Source organism: Streptomyces sp. NPDC033178 (assembly GCF_055577685.1).
The window spans coordinates 318,984-326,628 of record NZ_JBVIPT010000005.1; the positions used below are offsets into that span (position 1 = coordinate 318,984).

Here is a 7,645-nt window from a genome sequence, read left to right on the forward strand (position 1 = left end):
GCTACTTAACATGCATGCATAACCGGAGGCACGCACAGACAGGTCAACGGGTGACGATCGACATGCACCGCTGGTGGCGCGACGCAGTGATCTACCAGGTCTACGTCCGGAGTTTTCTGGACAGCACCGGCGACGGCATCGGCGATCTCGCCGGGGTCAGGGCCGGACTGCCGTATCTGAAGAAGCTGGGCGTCGACGGCGTCTGGCTCAGCCCCTTCTACCCCTCGCCGCAGCACGACCACGGCTACGACGTGGCCGACTACTGCGACGTCGACCCGGTCTTCGGCGACCTCAGCGAGTTCGACCTGCTGATGACGGACGCCCGGCGGCTCGGCATCAAGGTGCTCCTGGACATCGTCCCGAACCACTGCTCGGAGGAGCACCCGTGGTTCCAGGAGGCTCTGGTCGCGGCACCGGGCAGCGAGAACCGCGCCCGCTTCCACTTCGCCGACGGCCGCGGCCCGGACGGCTCCGAGCCTCCCAACAACTGGCACTCCATGTTCGGCGGCCCCGCCTGGAGCCGGGTCACCGAGCAGGACGGCACCCCCGGCCAGTGGTACCTGCACATGTTCACACCCGAACAGCCCGACCTGAACTGGCGCAACCCCGAGGTCGGCGCCCACTTCGACCACGCCCTGCGCTTCTGGCTCGACCGGGGCGTCGACGGCTTCCGCATCGACGTCGCCGCCGGCCTCTACAAGCACCCCGAGCTGCCGGACTCGCCCGACCCCGAGGCCGACGCCCGCACCCGTGACTCGGTCAACCCGCTCGCCTGGAACCAGCCCGAGGTGCACGACGTCTGGCGGCACTGGCGGTCGGTGTGCGAGGAGTACACCGCCCGCGACGGCCAGGAGCGGCTGCTCGTCGGCGAGGTCTCCGTGCCGACCGCCCGCGAACACGCCCTGTACGTACGCCACGACGAGCTGCACCAGGCCTTCTTCTTCGACCTGCTGAGCGCGCCCTGGAACGCGGACGCCTTCCGCAAGGTCATCTCCCACGCCATGCAGGACATCGCGGGCACCGGCTCGACGGTCACCTGGGTCCTCAACAACCACGACCAGGTCCGCACGGTCACCCGCTACGGCGAACTGGGCACCGAGGGCAGCGGCCTGGGCGCCGCCCGCGCCCGCGCCGCCGCGCTGTTGATGCTGGCGCTGCCCGGAGCCGCGTACATCTACCAGGGCGAGGAGCTCGGACTGCCCGAGGTCGTCGATCTGCCCGACGACGTGCTCACCGACCCGATCTTCCGCCGCACCGGGAGCCGCGCCCGGATCCGCGACGGCTGCCGGGTGCCGCTGCCGTGGTCGGGGCACGCCTCACCGTTCGGCTTCACCTCCGGCGCCGAGAGCGCCAAGCCATGGCTGCCGCAGCCCGCCTACTTCGCCGAGTACGCCACCGACCGCGCCCTCGCCGACACCCACTCGTTCTGGCACCTCTACCGCGACGGACTCCAACTGAGGGCCGGGCTGCCCCAGTTGGGCGAGGGTGCGCTGCGCTGGCTGGACACCCAGCCCGGCGTCCTCGCCTTCGTCCGCGGCGACGGCCTGGTGTGCGCCGTCAACTTCGGTACGGCGCCGACGTCCGCGCCGGTTTCCGGCACACCCCTGTTGTCCAGCGGCCCCTGCGCGCCAGGCGTCCTGCCCGGCTCGACGGCCGCCTGGTGGATCAGCGACTGCACCAACCCCTGAGCGGCCGACTCCCGTACCACCCCCACCTTGGCTGACTGACCGTCAATTCTCCTGCTCTCGAAGGAACATCAACGATGATGCGACGACGTACGACCCTGCTCGCGAGCTGCACCGCCCTCGCGCTCTCCCTCGGCGCCACCGCCTGCGGAGGAGGCCCTGTCTCCGCGGGCGGTGGCGACAAGCCGCTCAGCGGTCAGACGATCAACGTGGCCGGTGTCTGGTCCGGCAGCGAGCAGAAGAACTTCCAGAAGGTCCTGGACGCGTTCACCGAGAAGACCGGCGCCAAGACCCAGTTCACGTCCACCGGCGACAACGTCTCCACGGTGGTCGGCAGCAAGATCGAGGGCGGTAACGCCCCCGACGTGGTGATGGTCCCGCAGGTCGGCGTGCTCCAGCAGTTCGCGAAGGAGGGCTGGCTCAAGCCGCTCTCCAAGACGGCCCAGAAGTCCGTCGACGGCAACTACGCGAGCGTGTGGAAGAACTACGGCAGCGTCGACGGCACCCTGTACGGCCTCTACTTCAAGGCCGCCCACAAGTCGACCGTCTGGTACAGCCCCGACGCCCTCGACGAGGCGGGCGTCAAGACACCGACGACGTACGACGCGATGCTGAAGGCCGGGCGGACCGTCTCGGAGTCGGGCCTCGCGGCCTTCTCCGTCGCAGGACAGGACGGCTGGACGCTCACCGACTGGTTCGAGAACGTCTACCTCTCGCAGGCCGGCCCCGAGAAGTACGACGCCCTGGCCGCCCACAGGATCAAGTGGACCGACCCGACCGTCGTCGACGCCCTCACCACCCTCGGCAAGCTCTTCAAGGACAAGGAGCTGATAGCCGGCGGCCAGAAGGGCGCGCTCAACACCGACTTCCCCGGCTCCGTCGAGAAGGTCTTCGGGCCCGAGCCCACGGCGGGCATGGTCTACGAGGGCGACTTCGTGGCCGGCGTCGCCAAGGACCAGTTCGGCAGGAAGATCGGCGAGGACGCGGACTTCTTCCCCTTCCCCGCGGTCGGCACCGGCAAGGCACCCGTGGTCAGCGGCGGCGACGCGGCCGTCGTCCTCAAGGACGGCAAGAGTCAGAAGGCCGCCATGGAGTTCCTGGAGTACCTCGCGACCCCCGAGGCCTCCGCCGTGTGGGCCGAGGTCGGCGGCTTCCTCTCCCCGAACAAGAAGCTCGACCTCGCCTCCTACGGCGACGACATCACCCGCGAGACCGCCAAGTCCCTGGTGGACGCGGGGGATTCGGTCCGCTTCGACATGTCGGACCAGGCCCCGGCCGCGTTCGGCGGCACCAAGGGCGCCGGCGAGTGGAAGCTCCTCCAGGACTTCCTGCGCGACCCGTCCGACCCGAAGGGGACCGCCGCCGCGCTGGAGCAGGCGGCGGCCAAGGCGTACAAGGGCTGATCGCCGTGACCGCCACGCTCCTCAAAGAGGCGAGCCCGCCGCCCGCCGCCCCGGCCGACCGCGAACGCAGACGTCGCGCCCGGCGCCGGGCCCGGATCATCGCCGTCGCGTTCGTCCTCCCCGCCCTGCTCCTGCTCGGCGCGCTCGTCGTCTACCCCGTGCTGTTCTCCGTGGGCCGCAGCTTCTTCGACGCCTCCGGCAACCGGTTCGTGGGCGGCGACAACTACACCGAGATGTTCCGCGACCCGGCCACGCTCAAGGCCGTTCGGAACACGGCCATCTGGGTCGTCGTCGCACCGACGCTGCTCACCGGTCTCGGTCTCGTCCTGGCCGTCCTGGTCGAGAAGATCCGCTGGGCGACGGCGTTCAAGCTCCTGCTGTTCATGCCGATGGCCGTCTCCTTCCTCGCCGCGGGCATCATCTTCCGCCTCGCGTACGACGAGGACCCCGAGAAGGGCGTCCTGAACGCCGCCGCCGTCTCCGTGCACGACGCCTTCAAGGACGCGTCGTCGTACCCGAACGCCCGGGCCCGCGACGGCCAGGGCCTGACCAAGGCCGCCGACGGCTCGTACGGTACGACGGCCACCGCGTCCCCCGGTGACACCGTCGGGCTCGGTCTGGTGGGCGTACGTGCCGAGGACCTGCCGGGGGACGCGCGGTCGGCGTACCCGGCGTCGGGGCGGAAGGCGTCGGCCGACGAACTGCGCGGTGTCGTCTACCTCGACTTCACACGTGGTGGGGGAGGGGAGCAGGGCAAGGTCGACAGGACGGAGAGCGGGCTGCCGGAGATGAAGGTCGAGGCGGTTCGCGACGGTGCGGCGGTCGCGAGCGGCACCACCGCGGCCGACGGTTCCTTCCGCTTCCAGGGCCTCGATCCGGGCTCGTACACCGTGCGGCTGCCCGCCTCGAACTTCGCCGCGCCGTACGAGGGCATCTCCTGGCTCGGTCCCGCGCTCGTGACGCCCGCCATCATCGGCGCGTACCTGTGGATCTGGACCGGCTTCGCCATGGTGCTGATCGGGGCCGGGCTGGCCGCCCTGCCGCGTGACGCGCTGGAGGCGGCCCGGATGGACGGCGCCAACGAGTGGCAGATCTTCCGCCGGATCACCGTGCCGCTGCTCGGGCCCGTCCTCACCGTGGTCTTCGTGACCCTGGTGATCAACGTGATGAAGGTCTTCGACCTCGTCTACATCATTGCGCCTGGTCCGGTGCAGGAGGACGCCACCGTGCTGGCCACCCAGATGTGGCTGGTGTCCTTCGGCGGCGGCAACAACCAGGGCCTGGGCAGTGCGCTGGGTGTGCTGCTCCTGCTTCTGGTCATCCCCGCCATGGTCTTCAACGTCCGCCGTTTCCGAGGGAGTCAGCGATGAACGCGATCAGGCGGGGGCTCGCGAGCAGTCTCGTGCAGGCGTTCCTGGTGCTGGTCGGCCTGGTCTGGCTCACTCCGCTCGCCGGGCTGTTCCTCTCCTCGCTGCGGTCCGCCCAGGAGACCGCGACGGGTGGCTGGTGGACCGCGCTGGCCTCTCCCGGGCAGCTGTCCTTCGACAACTACTCGGCGCTGCTGGGCAATTCGGGGATGACGCAGGCGTTCTGGAACACGGTGCTGATCTCGGTGCCGACGACATTCCTCGTCGTCGTGATTGCCGCGCTCGCCGGGTACGCCTTCGCCTGGCTGGACTTCCCCGGCCGTGACCCCCTCTTCCTGCTGGTGGTCGCGCTGTTGGTGGTGCCCGTGCAGATCGGGCTGCTGCCGGTGGCCAAACTCTTCGGGGAGCTGGGGCTGTTCGGCACGATTCCCGGAGTCGTGCTGTTCCACGTCTCCTACGGACTGCCGTTCGCGATCTTCCTGTTGCGGAACTACTTCGCCGAGATGCCGAAGGAGATGCTGGAGGCCGCGCGGATGGATGGCGGTGGGGAGTGGCGGATCTTCACGCGGCTCGTGCTGCCGGTCGGGCGTCCCGCCATCGCCAGTCTCGCCATCTTCCAGTTCCTGTGGGTCTGGAACGACATGCTTGTCGCGCTGCTCTTCGCCGACAGTTCCTCGCAGCCGCTGACGGTTGAACTCCAGTCGCAGATACGGCAGTTCGGTAGCAACATCGATGTGCTCGCGCCCGGGGCGTTCCTGTCCCTCGTGGTGCCGGTGGTGGTCTTCTTCGCCTTCCAGAAGCACTTTGTGCAGGGGGTTATGGCGGGGTCGGTGAAGTGACGTCCCTCGGGAGGCGGGAGGCGGGAGGCGGGAGGCGGGGGTGGATTTCCTGCCTCCCGCCCCCCTACCGGTCCCTCACGGTGGTCCGGTCACGGGTATGAGGTCACCACGGACGGCACCGTGTCCGATCCCGAGGTCGGCGAGCCCGTGTCGTTGATGACGCGCTCGTACTGACCCTGACCGCCCAGTGAGATGACCATGATGTTGTGGAACTTCACGTTCGGATTGACCGGCGTCGCGAATCCGTGGTGCTGGAGGATCGCCGGATTGACGTTGTAGTAGCAGTAGCTGCCCATGCCCCATGCCTCGTGCGTGGTCACGGTGTCGGCGACCTTGTAGGCGGCATACCCCTTGATGTCGCCGTTCTGGATGGCGGCCTGGTTCGGGGCGTCATACGCCTTCTCGTTCTGGAAGAAGATCGTGCGGCCGCCCTGGCCGTACCACTGGACGTCGTACTTGTTGAAGTGCTCGACGAACAGCCCGGTGGCCAGCACGTCGTTGCCGTTGACGCGGACACCGTAGTCGGCCCGGTTGGTCTCCCAGCCGACTCCGGCGCCGTGGTCGGCGCGCCAGACCCAGGTGTGGTCGATGATCGTGTGGCGGCTGTTGATCACCATGCTGGTGGTGGCCTTGCCGGCGCCCGCGCCGCCGATGCGGATGAAGACGTCCTGCACCGTGGTCGGGTTGACGGAGTGGTCGGCCGAAGCGCCGGTGGGGCCGACCTCAAGCAGCGTGGCGGAGTTGACGGGCCCGGCGTCGATGAGGAAGCCCGCGAGGCGGACGCCGTCGACATCGGCCACCTTGAGCGCGGTGACACCGTTGTCCGGGATCAGGGTGGCGTAACCGAGGCCGAGGATCACGGTGTTGGCACGGTTGACCTGGATCGGCTGGTCGAGGTGGTAGATCCCCGGCGTCAGCAGCAGATGGAGGCCTTGCGTGAGTGCCTCGTTGAGGGTGGCGGCGGTGACGCCGGGCTTCGCCACGTAGAACTGCGTCAGCGCCAGTGACGTACCGCGAGGCGTGCCGGCTCCCCAGGTGGTGCCGCGCGCGTTGACGCGCTTCTCCGGCAGGAAGACGCGGTACTCCGTGCCGTTGAGGTAGAGGAACGGCTTCTCGCGGGAGATCGGCGTGGTGGTGAGCGTGGTGTACGGCGGGTTCGGGAAGGTCTGCGCCGGGGCGCCCTCGACGCCCGAGAACACCATGTTCCAGACGGCGTTGAGCCAGCCGCCCACAAAGCTGTCGCGGGTGTACCACTGCTGCTGCGAGTACGGACCGACCGTGCCGTCGATGCGACTGTCGGCGATGTAACCGCCGCTGGCCCAGCCGTAGCCGTTGGGGGAGAGGTTGAGACCGCCCCGGATGTGCATGCGCCGGAACGGAGCGGCCTGCGCGACCGCCCAGCGGTTGGTGCCGTTGACCGGGGTGAGAGCGAGGTTCTCCGCCGAACGCCAGAAGTTCTGGGTGGCGTTGCCGTTGAACCAGCCCGCGTCAACGGTCACGTCCCCGTTGATCGAGGTGTCGTCGGGAGACAGACCGAGCCCGGCGATGGAGGTGTAGAAGCCGAGTTGGGCGTTGAGCCCGCTGTACGTGCCCGGCTTGAACAGCAGTTGATAGCGGCCCGTGCCGAACTGCGCCGTCTCCTGCTGGGCGAATATCTGGTCCAGCTTGGCCTGGATACCTGAGGTGGACGGGTCGAAGACGATGACGTTCGGGCCGAGATCGCCACCTCCCGGCAGGGCCCGGGCGCGGGCGGGAGCGGCGGATGCCGACGACGACAGGGCGAGCAGCCCTGGCGCGGCCGCCGCCGCGGCCACGGCGCCGAGAACCGACCGGCGGGCGAGGGGAGTTCTGCCGGAGGACGAGGAATCTGTGGGGGAAGGGGTCATGGGGGGCGACACTCCTGGTTCATGAAATGAACGGTGGGGGGTTCAGGGAGCGCTCTCTCGCCGATGAATGCTTCATCCACGTGAACCACACGTCAAGAGTTGTGACCGGAGTCCATGCATGCTGTTACTGAGTGAACATCAACTGATCTCGCCGTTTCGGTTGAGATGAGGCCGGAAGCGGGGAGGGAGACGTAAGTGCCTTCTGGGCTGGGAGAGATGAACCTTGTGCGTGCCAAGGGCCGCACGGGTTGGTGACGCGAGGAGTTGGCCGATCCGAGGACGGCCCGGTGCGGGTGCCGGTGTGGGGGCGGCTGTGCAGTCTTTAGCCCCTCCGGCGTTTGAGGAGCGGGGGTTCGGGGGCGGAGCCCCTGAGTAAGGGACGGGAATGGGTAGGGGGGGGGGGGGGGGAAAAAAAACCCCCCCCCCCCCCCCCCCCCCCCCTCCGGGTGGAGGCGGCGGAGACAA

General features: G+C 68.8%; 5 protein-coding genes. 4 read left to right on the forward strand and 1 reads right to left on the reverse strand.

Annotated features, from left to right (window positions below; all coding sequences use genetic code 11):
- Positions 1–14 precede the first annotated feature (14 nt).
- The 4 genes from ACZ5VQ_RS14995 to ACZ5VQ_RS15010 all read left to right on the forward strand — a co-directional run bounded on the left by ACZ5VQ_RS14995 (position 15) and on the right by ACZ5VQ_RS15010 (position 5,294).
- On the forward strand, positions 15–1,688 hold the full coding sequence (locus ACZ5VQ_RS14995) for a glycoside hydrolase family 13 protein (protein ID WP_469105233.1): 1,674 nt from the start codon (positions 15–17) through the stop codon (positions 1,686–1,688).
- A 74-nt stretch (positions 1,689–1,762) separates the two neighbouring features.
- Positions 1,763–3,088 carry an ABC transporter substrate-binding protein gene (locus ACZ5VQ_RS15000; protein WP_469105234.1) on the forward strand — a complete coding sequence of 442 codons (1,326 nt, stop codon included), beginning with the start codon at positions 1,763–1,765 and terminating at the stop codon, positions 3,086–3,088.
- Between the two features lie 5 nt (positions 3,089–3,093).
- Complete coding sequence (locus tag ACZ5VQ_RS15005; protein WP_469105235.1) at positions 3,094–4,458, forward strand: ABC transporter permease; 1,365 nt, start codon at positions 3,094–3,096, stop codon at positions 4,456–4,458.
- The gene (locus tag ACZ5VQ_RS15010; protein WP_469105236.1) at positions 4,455–5,294 is read left to right on the forward strand and encodes a carbohydrate ABC transporter permease; all 840 of its coding nucleotides are present in this window, start codon (positions 4,455–4,457) and stop codon (positions 5,292–5,294) included. Before ACZ5VQ_RS15005 ends, ACZ5VQ_RS15010 begins: the two co-directional genes overlap by 4 nt.
- An 89-nt stretch (positions 5,295–5,383) precedes the next feature.
- Here the strand turns inward: ACZ5VQ_RS15010 and ACZ5VQ_RS15015 are convergent, their stop codons facing one another.
- A complete protein-coding gene (locus ACZ5VQ_RS15015) occupies positions 5,384–7,180 on the reverse strand; it encodes a coagulation factor 5/8 type domain-containing protein (protein WP_469105237.1) in 1,797 nt (598 codons plus the stop codon).
- Positions 7,181–7,645: the final 465 nt, after the last annotated feature.

What these genes read in the sequence shown, in the direction of transcription:
- ACZ5VQ_RS15000 (WP_469105234.1), top strand. Translation starts at nt 1,763, where the DNA reads ATGATGCGACGACGTACGACCCTGCTCGCGAGCTGCACCGCCCTCGCG.
- ACZ5VQ_RS14995 (WP_469105233.1), top strand. Translation starts at nt 15, where the DNA reads ATGCATAACCGGAGGCACGCACAGACAGGTCAACGGGTGACGATCGAC.
- ACZ5VQ_RS15015 (WP_469105237.1), bottom strand. Translation starts at nt 7,180, where the DNA reads ATGACCCCTTCCCCCACAGATTCCTCGTCCTCCGGCAGAACTCCCCTC.
- ACZ5VQ_RS15010 (WP_469105236.1), top strand. Translation starts at nt 4,455, where the DNA reads ATGAACGCGATCAGGCGGGGGCTCGCGAGCAGTCTCGTGCAGGCGTTC.